Origin of the sequence: Gottfriedia acidiceleris, from assembly GCF_023115465.1 — a bacterium.
In the GTDB taxonomy this organism is placed as follows: domain Bacteria; phylum Bacillota; class Bacilli; order Bacillales; family Bacillaceae_G; genus Gottfriedia; species Gottfriedia acidiceleris_B.
Map to the genome: position 1 here is coordinate 4,634,304 of NZ_CP096034.1, position 15,982 is coordinate 4,650,285.

Here is a 15,982-nt window from a genome sequence, read left to right on the forward strand (position 1 = left end):
TCCTCCTATTTTAACTGTTAATGTCATCATTACCAGTTGGGTTAAATAGATACTTCTGTATCTATTTTTATTGTATAGAAAAACACTTAAAAAGCTGGTTTTCAGACTGATTACAATCGAGTCTTAGCTGCCAGTCTGACCTGTCTATTTTAACTCTACTGTATAAGTAAATTTATCCCCTCTTGCAATCGACATTGTATACTCAATTACTTTACTTTGATCGTAAGTTACACGTTTAAGCAGTAGACATGGTGCACCTTCGATTATGTTTAGCATTTCTGACTCCACTTTATTTGCACTAACAGCCATAAAGCTTTCTAAAGCGCTAGAAATATTCACATTATATTGCGTTCTAAAGATTTCATACATTGGCGTATGTTGCAATTCTTCACTCGAAAGATTTTTAAAATCCTTTACGGGTACATAAGAGGTTTCATATAACATCGGTTCCTGGTCTGCAAGTCTTAACCGAACAATCTTAAATACCTCTTCTTCTACCGATAGATTCATGGCCTTTGCTACTTTACTGTCACAATTGATTTTTTCAAAAGAAACGACCGTTGTCGTTGGGATTTTCCCTGCTTTTTTCATTTCTTCTGTAAAACTATAAAATTTCACAAGACTTTGATTATACGTTCTTGGAGAAACATATGTCCCCTTGCCATGAACTTTATAAATATAGCCTTGTTTTTCAAGCTCTTGCATCGTCTGTCTTACCGTTGTACGGCTAACTTGATATGTGTCACACAATTCTCGTTCAGATGGTAGCTGATCGTTTTCAGCAAGTTCGCCTGATTCGATTTTTTCTAATAAAATATCCATTAATTGATAATAAAGAGGAAGTCGGGAATCCTTTTCAACCATGATTAGCTCCTTTAGTGGTATCTTTGTCATAACCAGTTCAATATATATCTATTATACATAATATTGAAAAAGATACCACATAATGCCACAACAGAATTTTCTACAAAACGCTCTCTTCTGTCATTCTTAATTTTTTCTCATAGTCATCTAGTGAAACCATTGTTCCTGAAACTCTTGATTCTTCTGCAGCATAAGCAATCATATGGCTTTTAGCTGATACGATAGCTGATGTTAAACTGCCTTTGTCCTTCTTAGTAACGCGTTGAATGAAATCAGACATAATACTTGTATCAGCTCCCATATGACCACCATCTACAGTTGATGGCTTAATTAATTCCTTCTTACCTGAAAAATAATTAACTTCAATTTCATTTTTAGCATCATTTCCAATTATTTCGCCTTTTGTTCCCATAATTTTGAAGTTACGGAATGTTTCATTTGTAAATGCCGTCATAGTAAATGCAACTGTTATGTCATTTTCAAATAATAAATTAACTACTTGATGGTCTACAACATCATTGTCACAGTGAAATACGCAGCGACCATATGGTCCCTCTTGAATTGCCTTAAGTCTACTATCAAGACTTGAACTTGCTGAAATAACATTTGCTGGCCAAACATCACGGTCATGTAAATACCATTTAGCTGCTGAATACGGACATTCCTTTTCTACTTTACAACCATCCAAACAACGATGTGTTGAACCTTCTGGTGCGTTTTCTTTTTTAAAGTAAGTTAAACTTCCATACGAAGATACACTCTTGCACTCTGTACCAATCAGCCAAGCAAGCATATCCATATCGTGGCAGCTTTTTTGTAAGAGCATCGAGCTAGATTCAGATGAATTACGCCAGTTACCACGTACAAAACTATGAGCTTGATGAAAGTAACCTACATTCTCATTCCACTGGATTGATATGATGTCGCCGATTATTTTTTGATCAACAACTTCTTTTAATGCTTGATAAAATGGTGCATATCTCATAACATGACAAACTGTTAATAATGTATTATGCTTTTCTGCCGCTTCCGCAATTTCTAACGTCTCAATTGGTTCTGGTGACATCGGTTTTTCCAATAAAATACTATATCCTTTTTCAATTGCCTTCATAACCGGCTTATAATGATTCTGGTCTGGACTACAAATTAATAGAGCCTCACATAGCTGTTCTTTTTCTAATAGCTCCGTCCAGTCTTCAAATCTCATATTCTCAGGGATATTGTGTGCTTCCGCAAACTTTTCTCTTTTTTCTTTATTTGGCTCGGCTACAGCAATGAATTGAATTTCATGTGGATACTGTAAAGCGTATGAACCGTATGCGTAAAATCCTCTACTTCCCGCTCCTATTAATGCTGCTTTCATAATTAGTTTCCTCCAAGCTATGTATGATTTTTATTTACTTCCTGTAACTGCAATTCCTTCAATAAATTGTTTTTGTAAAATTATAAATAAAATAAGCATTGGTAAAATGGCTAAAAATGATCCTGCCATTAAAACTGGATAGTTAGTTAAATATTGTCCTTGTAATGATGACAAACCGACAGACAACGTCATTGAGTCTGGTGAGCTATTAACAATCATTGGCCACATTAATTCATTCCAGCTCCAAAGCGTTGTAAATATACCTAAAGCAACTAAACCTGGCTTTGCTAAAGGAAGCATGATTTTCCAATAGATTTGAAAATGATTACAGCCATCTAATCTAGCTGCTTCTTCTAATTCCTTTGGTAACCCCATAAAAAATTGCCTTAAAAGGAATGTACCAAATGCGCTAAATAAACCTGGAACGACTACTGCTTGTAAAGAGTTTAACCAGCCTAATTTCACCATAATCATATATTGTGGCAATAAAAAGACTTGACCAGGTACCATTAAAACTGATAATGCGATTAAAAAAAGAATGTTTCTTCCTGGAAATTCAATTCTCGCAAAAGCGTATGCGGCTAATGAACATAATAATAATTGTCCAATTGTACGAATTACTGTAATGATTAGCGTATTAAACATAAATTTAAAGAATGGTAGTAAATCAAAAACATCTTTATAATTCACCCACTGAAAGTGTTTTGGAACAATAACGGGTGGGACATGAATCGACTCAGCATAAGTTTTTAATGAAGTTAGTAACATCCATATAAAAGGGAAGACCATCGCCAAGGCGCCGACAATTAGGATTAAATGAATTAAGATTGTTTTACTCGTGATCTGGTATGTTGCTTTCTCCAATGGTTACTCCTCCTTCAATCATAATGAACCCATTTCTTTTGTAAAACCATTTGAATCGCTGTAATAATTAAAATAATGATTAGTAGTAAAACTGCAATTGCAGCAGCATAACCTTTATCATTTAACACGAATGCATGCTGATAAAATAAGTACACAATTGATTGAGTGTTTTCGAGTGCTGTACTGCTTTTCCCAATCATCATAAAAATTAAATCAAACACTTGGAACGCTCCAATAAAGGACATGATAGTTACGAAGAATATAACCGGGGAAAGTAACGGCAGTGTTATTTTAAAGAAGACCTTGACTGGCCCTGCACCATCTATCTCCGCTGCTTCGTAATATGATCTTGGAATCCCTTGTAGTCCTGAAAGAAAGATAACCATGTTGTAACCAAGTCCACTCCAAATTGCTACTACGATAATTGAATACAGTGCAATTTTTGGATCACTTACCCATTGTGGACCTTTTATTCCAAAGATAGATAAAAGATAATTTAGGAGCCCATAATCAGAATTATATAACCATCTCCAAACCATAGCGATTGCTGCTGGCATGGTAATAACAGGTAAAAAATACAAGGTTCGATAAACAGATTTGCCCTTAATTTTTTGATTTAAGAGAACTGCTATAAGAATTGATAAAAAAATACCAATTGGAACCGTAAAAATGATATAAATGCCTGTGTTTTTAAACGACTGTAATAGGTTAGAGTCTTCTAGCATTTGTCTATAATTGTCTAATCCTGTCCATTCATATTGCCCAAATGCACCCCATTCTGTAAAACTGAAGTAAATGGTTTGAATGATTGGCCATAAATAGAAAATAGTTAACCCAATCATTGTTGGTGCGATCATACAATAAGCCCAAAAATAATCTGATCGTTTTCTCGTCTTTGTTAAGCTTTGTATTCTTAGTTTACTTTTTGATTTCACTTCAACTTGTAGAGGCATTTCTTTCACTATATTCACTCCTTTTAAGGGAAATAAAGAGAAGAAGTAATTTTAGGCTTTAGAAAGCTTCTTCTCTTCATTTTTTTAGTTCTTAGCTAGTGCCTCGTCTGCCTTTTTCGTTAATTCTTTTGCAGCATCTTCAACACTTTCTTCATTACTCCATGCCTTTTTCAAGATATCTGTTTCATACTGCCAGATTTCGCCTGTATTTTTCACACTTGGTAATGGAACTGAATAGTCAACTCCATCAATAAATGCTTGAAGATTTAAATTTGGAACAGCTTTTAGCCAAGCATCTTGTGTACCATTATAAGCAGGGATTACAGTACCAGTTTTCGCATATACTTCTGCTGCTTCTTTAGAACCCAAGAATTGAACAAACTTCCAAGCAGCATCTTTATGTTTTGTGTTTGCCGCAATAACGTTTGCTAAGCCATGAATGGAAACTGCACGCTGTTTTCCTTTAGGTACAACAGCTACATTTAAATCTGGATTTTTCTTATATTCTGGAACCATCCAAGGTCCATCAAACATCATTGCAATTTTTCCAGATGAGAATAACTCTGATGGTGCTGTTTCCGTCATTTGAGCTTGTGTTGGTGACAGACCTTCTTTTATAAAACTAATGTTATATTTAAGTGCTTCAATTGCCTCAGGTTGATCAAATCCGACCGATTTGCCATCGTCGGAAATAATATGTCCACCATTTTGCCAAATGAAATCATAATATCCGCCTTGGTTACCCATTAAAGCTGCAAAACCATAAATTCCTTTTTCTTTATTTGTCAATTTCTTAGCTACTTCTTTTAACTTATTCCAATCCCAAGTATTATCCGGGTAAGGTATACCTGCTTCATCAAAAATCTTTTTGTTATACCAAAGTCCAGTTGTATCAAAGTCTTTTGGAATACCATAAAGCTTTCCATCTACTGTATAAAGATCGACCAATGACTTAGGATAATTGTCTAAACGATAGTTATCCTTTGAAGCCAAGTCACTAAGTGGGACAATTACTTTACCTTCCGCATATTGGACTACATGTGGACCATTCATCCATAAAACGTCTGGTAACGCTCCTCCTGTTGCAGCTGTTTCTAGCTTTTGAAAATACTGTGCATAAGGAGTAAGTTCAGTTTTCACTTTAATATTAGGGTACTTTTCATTAAATAATTTTATAATTTCATCAACTGCGGGAACTTGCTTCTTATCCCAAAAACCGTAAGTAATTTCAACCTTTCCATCTTTTGCATCCCCTGATGTATCACTGCTGCCACATCCAGCTAATCCTAGTAAGCCTAAAGCCAAGGTTAATAGCAAAACAAGCCACTTTTTCATCCCATTCCCCTTCTTTCTCTTAAAAGTTTAATAGCCTTTTAATCTGGTAGTTGCTCTAAAGACATATTTGGAATATTGTGCTCCACGAACGAGTTGTCATGATGTTATTACCAGTTAGTTTGAAAAGGCTTACAAAAAATATTTAATTTGTAATAAAACATTCACCCCCAGTTATAACTTTCAAAAGTCACTTTAGTAATGATGTCATTACCAGTTGTATGTAGTATATCACCTCTTTTTTAAATCATGAACACTTTTTTCAATTTTTCAAAAAATTTAAATCGACAAGATTCATCATGATCCTCGTTGTTTAGTCCTAATAACCTATTTCCTACCATAACAAAAAGAACCTACAATCCAATTTCAATTGAAGGTTCTTTACTTTCATGTTAATTGAAAAAAATTAACTATAAGCTAGTTCTTTTTCGTTTAATCCAAGTGATTTTGAAGTTGAAGCTTGAATTTCCTCTAAAAGTTCTGGATGTTCTTCTAGATTTAAACCAAATGAAGGGATCATCTCTCTAATTTTTGGAGCCCACTCCATCATATGCCCGGGGAAGCATTTCTCTAATACTTCAAGCATTACGTGAACAGCTGTCGAAGCACCTGGAGATGCTCCAAGTAATGCCGCAATCGATCCATCAGCTGCACTAACTACTTCCGTACCGAATTGAAGCGTTCCTTTTCCAGCTGGCGTGTCTTTAATAACTTGTACACGTTGACCAGCAACTACGATATCCCAATCTTCACTCTTAGCATTTGGAATAAATTCACGTAATTCTTCCATACGCTTTTCATTCGATAATAAGACTTGTTGGATTAAATATTTAGTTAATGACATCTCTTTTACGCCTGCAGCTAACATAGTCATAACGTTATTTGGTTTTACAGAACTAATTAGATCCATATTTGAACCTGTTTTTAAGAACTTTGGTGAAAACCCAGCAAACGGTCCAAATAATAACGACTTTTGGTTATCGATATACCTTGTATCAAGATGCGGAACGGACATTGGTGGTGCACCAACTTTAGCTTTTCCGTATACTTTTGCATGATGCTGCTTGGCAACCTCTGGGTTTTTACATACTAAGAATAGTCCACTTACAGGGAACCCACCAATATGTTTTGACTCAGGGATACCAGTTTTTTGTAGTAATGGCAGACTAGCTCCTCCACTACCGATAAACACAAATTTTGCAATGTGGGAATCGATGTTACCAGTGCTCATATTATACACCTTTACTTCCCACCCGCCGTCACTAGTGCGTTTAATGTCTTCAACACTATGTCTATAGTTTATCACTACATTCTTACTCTCTAAGTGCTCAAACATCATGCGTGTTAAAGCGCCAAAGTTTACGTCCGTTCCAGAGTCAATTTTTGTTGCCGCTATTGGTTCATTAGATGTGCGTCCTTCCATGATTAGCGGGATCCATTCTTTCAACTTTTGAGCGTCTTCTGAGTATTCCATCCCTTTGAATAGAGGATTTTTAGAAAGCGCTTCAAATCGTTTATTCAAAAATTCCACATTTTCTTTACCTTGCACTAAACTCATATGAGGAATTGGCATGATAAAGTCTTGTGGATTACCAATCAAGTCATTGTTTACAAGATATGACCAGAACTGTCTGGAAAGTTGAAACTGTTCATTAATTTTTATTGCTTTGCTAATATCAATTGATCCATCAGCTTTTTCTGATGTATAGTTAAGCTCACATAATGCAGCATGTCCCGTACCTGCATTATTCCACTCATTAGAGCTTTCTTCTCCTGCTTTTTCTAATTTCTCAAATACTTTAATTTCCATTTCCGGTGCTAATTCTTTTAGTAATGATCCCAAAGTCGCACTCATGACTCCGGCACCAATTAAGATAATGTCTGTTCTAGTTTGTCTGTTGCTCATAATAACCTTCCTTTTCCCCTTTTTTTGCAAAAAAGTAGGTTTTCCTGCTTAGGTGTCACAAAAAGCAAGGCACCACCTAGGAACACACCTTTTCTGTCTCAATTATATCTTATTAATAGTATAACACATTTAAGCTACATTTTAATAATAGTATATCACTATTTAATTATATCCAATTAATAGTATATTTTTATTATTAATTGTCCTAAAAAATTTTTTTCTTTATCTGATAATTATAAACTATTTAAACAATGTACAAAAGTTAAAAATCTATCATTAAGGTCCTTATTTTAGAAAAATAAATTTTGGCTCTCTATTACTTAGTGAACCCTACCTCTATATAGTAAGCGCTCATTTTAACTTTGTCTCGTGAACAATATAAAATATCTGAAGGAAAGATTTGCTTATTATTTTAAAATTATTTAATTGAACCAAATTTTAGTTTAAATTTACTCGGACTTGTATGATTTATACACAAAAAGAGCTGCCGAGAAGTTCCCGACAGCCTAGTACGACTCAAAATGAGCCTCTTATTCCTCGTTCGAAAAAATATATTTTCTATTTATATACTTATTTTTTAAAAATTCTTACTTTCTTTGTCAATGACTGCTGAATCATTACTTTCCACTGTTACCTTTATGTTTAAACGTAACACTAATTGTATGATTCTTTGTTATGTTCGTAAACGTGTACGTATTATTTATAAGCTTTGTTTCTACTCCGTCTACTTTAAACGAGTCAACCTCATAATTACCCTTATCAGGTGTAATTTTGAATGTTTGATTTGCTCCTTCATCTACAGTAAGTATACCGACCGGGCTAATCGTTCCATTGCCTTCAGCTGATGCTACGATTGTATAAATAATCTTCTTGAACGTTACGTTAATCGTGTGGTCTTTTGTTACATTTGTAAACGTATAAGCGTTATTTGTAAGATTTGCATTCACACCATCAACAGTAAATGTAGCAACCTCATAGCCTTTATTCGGTGTAACCGTAAATGTTTGATCCTTTCCATGATTTACAGAAACATTCCCGCTTGGACTAATCGTTCCATTGCTTCCAGCTGCTGCTGTGATTGTGTGTACGATTTGTTTAAACGTTACATTAATCGTATGATCTTTCGTTATGTTCGTAAATGTGTAAGTATTGTTTGTTAACTGTGCATCCACACCATCTACTTTAAACGTTGCAACCTCAAAACCGTCATAAGGTGTGACTGTAAACGTTTGGTTCGTTCCATAATTCGTAGCAATTCTACCGTTCGGACTAATCATTCCGTTAGTTCCAGCTGTTGTTGTAATGATGTGAACAATTTGTTTAAATGTTACATCAATTGAATGATTCTTCGTGATGTTTGTAAATGTGTACTCGCCATTTGTTACTGTTACTTCTTGCCCATCAACCTTCACGCTTCCAATCTCAAAACCAGTATTCGGCGTGATTTTAAACGTTTGGCTAGATCCATGTTTTACCGAAACGAAGCCTTCTGGATCAATTTTTCCATTGCTGTCTGATGTTGCCGAAATTAAATGTGACAAATCATCACTAATGATGATCGTAAATGCCGTATCGGTATAACCAGGCGCAGAAATTGTAAACTCATATTCACCTAGGTCTTTAAATAAAGATCGATCAACAAATGTCAGTTCATTAGCTGTAAGCGTGTACTTACTAGAATCAACTACTTTGCCATTTAGTGAAACAACAGGTGATGCCGCAAGCCAATTTGAATCTTGATTGTAGCTAGTAGTGATTGGTGTATCTTCTTGAATATAAGCAATTTTTGATGCAAATACTGGTGCATTATTCTTAACTACTTGAGTTACAGACGTAACAGGGTAGCAATAAGCTGTAAACTTAATCGCAATATTACCTGTTGCTGGGAATGCAGTTCCAGGCATTGTAATCGTAATATTTTTATCATCAGATGAGATCGTCGTATCCGCTTTTATCGATACGCCTCCTACTGTAATATCACCTGAAACAGCCTTTGTAGCATTTGCCCATCTCATGTTTTCAGCATTGTTCGGAACTGTCACAATAACTGGCTTACCAATTCCACTTGGTGTCAAAGTAGGCGTTGGTGCTGTTCTTTGAGTAAATGGTTGAGCAACTGTAATTGGTGTAAAATATGGCGATTTGAACCTAACGTTCTTATTACCTGCAGCTGTATTCGACTGTGTTACGTACCCGTCAATCGTTACTGCCCCTGTACCATTTGCCACAGTTGTTGTGACGAATGGTTTGACCGATGTAATTGATGACATTTGAATTGTCACATCGCCATTATCCACGGTTTGATCTGATGTTGACGCAAGGAAAATTGAACTTCTCCACAGTGGATTATCGGCACCGTTAATCGTATAAGTAATGGTGTCACCAAACTGCGGTGTTCCCGTAGGCGCGGAAAGCGTAAGCACAGGCGCAGTTTGAGGTGTAACAGTTACAGTTAAAATCGTGTCAGCATAACCCGGAGCTGTTACACTTAAATTCCTTGAAACTGCACCACCACCATCAGTTCTTACTAAATTATATGGAATTGTTATCGTTCCTGCTGTTTCATCAACGCTAACTTTCGTTTTGATTGATGTGCCAAATTTAATATCGCCACCAGCCTTCACCGCAGATATCCAATCAGATGCTGCTGAACTAGGATTATATGTCATTACTAAGTCTTTTCCAGCATAGATTGTACCTGCTGGTTTTGTAAGTGTTATCCCTTGTTTGTAGAAAGGCTGATCAACTGTCGCAGTTTGGTAATTCGGTGCGATGATGTTGATTTTTACGCTTCCTGGTGCTGTGATTAACGATTTATTAATCTTAATTGGCGTTCCAGGAGCACCTAAAGTGATGTTATTCGTTTCGAAATCTGCTCTTGCTATCGTAGTGCTACCAACTTGTATAGCTGTAATCGCATCTCTCCACGCTTGTGTATCGTTTGTTGTACCAGCCGTAATCGAAATCGGATTTGAATTGCCATCATTAAAATATCGATTTGATTCTGCTGTCAACGTTGGAGCTGAGAACGCATTGATTCTTTGATAGAATGTATACGAACTGTAATTGTCTGCATTAATCGTTATCTTCCAATCAGTAAATCCTAATCCGTCGAATACTGATGGTGTCGAGAAAACACCTGCTGGGATTGTAAAGTTAAATGTTGTTGCGTTTGCCGGCGTTACTTGATTAAAGAGTGCCTCAAGTTCCGTTCCTGCATAGGTTGCAGCAACATCACCGTTTGGCTTAGTTACCGTAATCGACGTCATATTTGGCTTCCAAATATCACGATAGTGGGCAGCTGTTGAACCTGTCCCATCTGCAAGACTATAAGTTACTGCTTTTCCAATGCTTGTGATATTATTTGGCGCGAGTAGGTTAAAGCTAGAAGTAAACGCACCACCTAACATTATAAATTTCAGAGAACGATCCATATAGCCTGGCGCTTTAAACACAATCGTGTGGATTCCTGGTGATTGGAACAACAATGGATCAAATTCGTATTGTCCTTTACCAGAAACAACTTTACTCACAATCGAATTGGTTGAAACGCCGTTATAGATATTCGTCGCTGCTTTTCGGTCAACGCCATCAATTAAGATTTGTCCACCATTACCTTCTAATGCTGTTCTCCAAGCGACATCTTCGATTTGCGTAAGGGTAGAAGCATTAAATACATCAGGTGTTTTGTATTTGACAGAAAATAATTGAAACGGATTTACTTTTCCATAATATATTAAAGCAGAGCTGTCGCTTGTTTTGATATATGGTACTGGTTTTACGACAGTGTTAAAAGCAGATAAATCTGAACCGCTAGGTAACTTATTAAATCCAGTTAACGTAATCTCTTTGCTCGTTGTTGATACAATCGTTCCTGCTAATGCATCTGCATTAGGAGCGGTTGTATTGTATTTGCCAAAGTTTTTGACGATGTATTCAAAATCATTATAATCAATTGAACCGTCAAAGTTTAAATCAGCTGCTCTTGAATAAGTTGATGGTGCTGCAACATAGTCATTGTATGCAGTACTTTCCACTTCGATGTCCCTCATATCGATCACATCATCACCGTTTACATCACCCGCAAGCATAACCGCACTAGGAACTGAATAGTTTCCTCCTGCTGAATAGCCATATTGTCCTGCTGAATTCACGGCTAATTTGCCGTAATAAGATAAATGTCCAGGCATTTTCATTGTAAAATTGTATGGCTTATCTCCTGCTTGCATCGGAAGAGCTGCTGTAAATAAACCAGTCTGAACGATCCCCTCGTTTATACTTGAAGAGCTGCTAGCTGGGTCTGACGCGATTGGTATCACAGAAGTAATCCCACCTGCATTCGGATCTTCAAATTTAATCTCAACACCTGAGTCTTTTGTTGTTATCGGTGTTGATCTACCGTATGCATTAGGCGCAGTCGGATAGTTTTGGAATCCTTCTGGTTTAATACTACCGTAGATAGATGCCCCACCTTTAATGTAAAGGAACTTATCTTGGAAAATTGGGACACGATCCATTCCGGTCTTACCATCGCTGTACGTTGTGATTTCAGGAATATTACCTGATCCAACAAGCCACATTGTATCCAGTCCTGAATCATTCGTAACTTTGTAAGTGATGTCAAGGATCGGCATTTCCTTTGCAGTGCCATCACTAATAGTATCCGCCGAATTCAATACACCTTGGGCTTGAACACTTTCAGGGAGATTAAAATTGAACATAAAATCACCGTTTGTGTCCAAGTCTTTATGAATCCAATTTTTATCAGCTGTAATTCCTTTAGATGCTAAGAATGCTTTGTATTGTGCACTAAAGTCAATATCCATAATATCTGCAAAATCAAGCTTGTCGATATAGAACTTCGCGCCAACAACATTTTTAGGATATTTAATATTTAGCGTTGATTTAAAATTATCACCTTTTGCGATTAACGTTTTGTCAGCAAGGAAAGCAGGGTCGATGCCATTTAACGTTGTCGAACCTGGTGTATCAAGACGAGCAAATCTGTTAACTACATACTCGTTGCCCTTTTTAACAAAGTAATAATATTTTCCTTGTGTTTCAAGATTACCTGCATACGAATAATCTTCAGGATAGATTCTGAACTGTGTCCCATAATTTTCTTTTTGAGGATCAGCATCCGTATTTATAACGTCTTCTTTTGAAATCCCAAATTTAAATTTTCCATCTTCATTCATATCTAAGAAATAATTAACATATGGTGCATCGTTAGAATCTCCTAGCATTCCGTCAATTTTACCTAAAGATTGGCTCACTTTTGTATCAGTGTCATAGACCGGTGGTGCAGGCGCTTTTGTTTCGTGTCCAACATTTTTCATATAATCAATGTTCGAATCGTAAGCTTTTCCTGAGAACCATTTTAATGCACCATCTGTCATTGGACCGTTAGGGTCAATCTCATAAATGCCCGGTTTGCTACCTTCATCCATTTGAACGGTCGGAGCAGTGTTATCAATATAAACTGTATCATTTACTTCATAAAGTTTCCCAGTAGACGCGTCTAATGCGCGAGCTTGAATAACATACCCACCTTCGTCAGCAACTTTTGCAGTTGACGATTGTTGAGTAAGCTTTACAGTCAGATTAGGGTCGTCTTTAGAAATAGGAGTGCTATAAGGTAAATATGACCCATTTAGCATAAAAGGTACATACGATATATTCCCTTGACCTAAACTTGATGTGTTAAGCGCTGTGATAAAACCGATATAATTTTTGCCCGTTATATCCATAACATAAAGCTTAAGGCCAAATAAAGGGTCAATCGGACTTTTCACTCTAATCCCCGCGTAGGTTTGTGGGGTAACTGCATACGTATTCGGATTAAAGTTTTTATTACCACTAAGTGTAATTGCTTTTCGTGCAATTCTGAAATCTATACCTCTACTTTGAACGTTTATTGCAAGAGGAATGCGATAGGTTTCAGTAGAACTAGTTGAATTAACAAAGTTAATATACGCCTCGTAGAATCCACTTGCAGCCGAAGCAGGTGCAGTGAATTTTGCGATTAGATGAACCGTGCCACCTGCTGGTACAGTAATCGAAGTTAATTCTGTCCCTGGTGCAGATGCATCACTTAAACTAATTTTAGCACCTTCAGTTGTACCATCTTGACCGCCGTTTACTAACGTATCCTTAAAGAAAGCACTTGAAGTGTCAAAGATTTTTGCTGCATTACTGTTATTCGTAATATACAAGTCGCCTGTTTTCATCACTGAACCATCTTCTTGACGCGCTGTATAGCCAAACGAGAATGAAGCAGTTGTATTTGCTACGCTAATAATATTTGAATTAGATGAATCATCTAATGATGAGCGTGATTGAATATAATCCTTTACTTTAAATAACATATCCGTATGGACAGCTTGATAAGGATCCGTTTTACCAGAGCCGATTTGGTATACACTTTTTTGCGTGTTAATCGGGTCTGCAGTTTGCATTAATACTGCTTTTACATCCTCAGGCTTATAGTTCGGGTGAGCTGCCAAAATTAATGCAGCCATACCTGCAACATGTGGAGTTGCCATCGATGTACCAGACATCGTTTGGTAAGCATTCGAATAGTCTTTATTGTTTGGTTCCCAAATATCATAAGGAGCTGTCGAGAATATATCGACACCTGGTGCAATAACGTCAGGTTTGATTGCAAGCGTTCCAGAAACTGGGCCCGTCGAGCTAAAGTCCGCTAGCGTATTTCCACCCATCTTGTAGTTTGCAGCATTTCTAACAGAAAACTTTTTGATCGTACCATTTTTAAACGCATTATAGAATTTTGGTCCGTCATTCGTGCTTAATTGTAATGTGTAGACTGAACCACCTGATGCGCCAAGATAAAATGGATAATATCCTTGATCATCAAGAAGAAGATCAGGAATATCGGTTGGATTCCACAAGATCATTGCTTTAACATGTTGTCCAGCCGCGTACATCATAAGTTGGTTGATCGGTGCAGCACCTCGCTTTACAAGAACAACTTTATCTTTAACGATGATGTTTTTCTTTTGAAGGTCCTCGTACCAAGCAGGAGTACCATAGCCAGCATCCACAATGTCATACTGAGTTGAATCGCTAAGCTTAGTATCTGTTTCCGTAAAATCTCTTCCAACTAAACGAGTATTCACATTCGTAAATGTTTCTTCTCCCGTCTGACCATATGAATGCATGTCAAACGTCGGAACCTCTTTCGGATACGTAATTGCTCCAACAGTAATCGCCTTAGCAGCTGTACCTGGGGTTCCCAATGTAGCAGCGCCTGGACCAGAGTTACCGGCAGCGATAACAGCTGTTACGCCAAGGTCTATAATGTTATTGATAACAACAGAATTTGGAGATAATGAATCATTAACTGGTGCACCAAGTGATAGGTTGATCACTTTACATCCATCTTTGTATGATTGTTCGATCCCACCGATTACTGCATCATCGGTACCACCATGAGGACCTAAAACACGATATGCATATAACTGTACTTCAGGCGCAACACCTTTTAGAGCATATGGTGAGTTGTTACGAGCTTGACCTGCAATTGTTCCAGCAACGTGAGTTCCGTGGGAAGTAATATAATTATGGTAATCCGTCGGGAAGTTTGGATCTTGTTGCTCAGGAGGTAGAGCATCATTCGCATTCTTCGCAGCTAGCCAGTCAGAATACACTGTTTCCATCGGGTCATCGTCATTGTCTACAAAGTCTTTTCCGCCTTGATATTCACCTGCTAAATCTGGGTGATTATAGTCAAGTCCTGTATCAATAACGCCGACTTTCACACCCTTCCCTGTAATGTTTTCATTTTGAAGATCGTGAATTTTTAACCAATCAAGAACTGCTGTTTCACCCGATTGTGGGCCTTCTGGACCTGGAGATGTTACAGTACCGTTCGGAGCGAATGAATTTGCTGATTTAGCAGCAGGTTGTTCAGAAGTTCCACTAGTTGATTGCTTGTTACTACGATCTGAACGTATAACTGGCAGTAAATTTGGGTCAGTTTTTTGCGCTGATACCTTTCCATCACCAGTAACGCTCGTAGGTGCGTCAATTGACTGCGAAGCAGGAATAGGCGCATACTTAACGTTGAGAAAAACGCTCTTTACATAGGGTAATGCCAATAGATTATTAAGAGATTGTTTAGGTATTTTGACAGCTAGCCCGTTAAATACTTGAGTAAACTCTCTACCTATTTTAATTTGGTTCGTTACGCCAGCGTCTTTCAAAGATTTAGACTCACTGTTTACGAAACTCTTAAAGTTACTGTGAGTTTCATTGACAGCTGCTTTAGCGCTATCAAGTGTAACTTCATTAGTGCTTTCTTGATTAACCGTAAGTTTAGCTGATGAGGTATTTTTTTGTTGATTCAACATTTGAATTGCAGCCGGATCGACATCAAATTGAACAATTAAGTCTAATTGTTTTGAAGAATCTAACAATTTTGGATCAAATTTAATCTTCTCTAAGTATAAATTTTGTAATTGCTGCGCTTGATTTAAGTCAACTTTACTATTACTGCTCAGTTGTGTCTGAATAGTTTTTTCAGCTGATGATCCACTAGTCATGGCAAACGCCGGAACCGTATAGCCTAGCAGCGTAGAAGTTGCTAGAAATGTTGACATGATCATCTTTTTCATTTTACGATGTCTCATATATTATTCATCCCTTCCATTAATTTAATATATAGAGCAAAAGCTCTAT

At 36.9% G+C, this 15,982-nt stretch carries 7 protein-coding genes; all 7 read right to left on the reverse strand.

The annotated features are described in order from the left end of the window. Positions 1-144 precede the first annotated feature (144 nt). Positions 145-864 carry a GntR family transcriptional regulator gene (locus MY490_RS21805; RefSeq protein ID WP_248267509.1) on the reverse strand — a complete coding sequence of 240 codons (720 nt, stop codon included), beginning with the start codon at positions 862-864 and terminating at the stop codon, positions 145-147. Positions 865-964: 100 nt separating this feature from the next. Next, on the reverse strand, positions 965-2,230 hold the full coding sequence (locus MY490_RS21810) for a Gfo/Idh/MocA family protein (protein WP_248269453.1): 1,266 nt from the start codon (positions 2,228-2,230) through the stop codon (positions 965-967). Positions 2,231-2,257: 27 nt separating this feature from the next. After that, positions 2,258-3,016, reverse strand: coding sequence for a carbohydrate ABC transporter permease (locus tag MY490_RS21815; RefSeq protein WP_248269454.1), 759 nt, complete (start codon positions 3,014-3,016; stop codon positions 2,258-2,260). A gap of 89 nt (positions 3,017-3,105) precedes the next feature. After that, entirely contained in the window at positions 3,106-4,044 is a 939-nt protein-coding gene (locus MY490_RS21820) for a carbohydrate ABC transporter permease (protein WP_248269455.1), read from the reverse strand. Positions 4,045-4,128: 84 nt separating this feature from the next. Further along, positions 4,129-5,379: an ABC transporter substrate-binding protein gene (locus MY490_RS21825; protein WP_248267510.1), complete on the reverse strand. Its 1,251-nt coding sequence runs from the start codon at positions 5,377-5,379 to the stop codon at positions 4,129-4,131. 403 nt (positions 5,380-5,782) lie between these two features. Then, positions 5,783-7,282 carry a malate:quinone oxidoreductase gene (locus MY490_RS21830; RefSeq protein ID WP_248267511.1) on the reverse strand — a complete coding sequence of 500 codons (1,500 nt, stop codon included), beginning with the start codon at positions 7,280-7,282 and terminating at the stop codon, positions 5,783-5,785. 617 nt (positions 7,283-7,899) lie between these two features. Next, on the reverse strand, positions 7,900-15,933 hold the full coding sequence (locus MY490_RS22230; protein ID WP_282439828.1) for a S8 family serine peptidase: 8,034 nt from the start codon (positions 15,931-15,933) through the stop codon (positions 7,900-7,902). Positions 15,934-15,982: the final 49 nt, after the last annotated feature.

Coding starts and splice junctions, on each gene's coding strand:
- MY490_RS21805 (WP_248267509.1), bottom strand. CDS start 864: ATGGTTGAAAAGGATTCCCGACTTCCTCTTTATTATCAATTAATGGAT.
- MY490_RS21815 (WP_248269454.1), bottom strand. CDS start 3,016: ATGGTCTTCCCTTTTATATGGATGTTACTAACTTCATTAAAAACTTAT.
- MY490_RS21820 (WP_248269455.1), bottom strand. CDS start 4,044: ATGCCTCTACAAGTTGAAGTGAAATCAAAAAGTAAACTAAGAATACAA.
- MY490_RS21825 (WP_248267510.1), bottom strand. CDS start 5,379: ATGAAAAAGTGGCTTGTTTTGCTATTAACCTTGGCTTTAGGCTTACTA.
- MY490_RS21830 (WP_248267511.1), bottom strand. CDS start 7,282: ATGAGCAACAGACAAACTAGAACAGACATTATCTTAATTGGTGCCGGA.
- MY490_RS22230 (WP_282439828.1), bottom strand. CDS start 15,933: ATGAGACATCGTAAAATGAAAAAGATGATCATGTCAACATTTCTAGCA.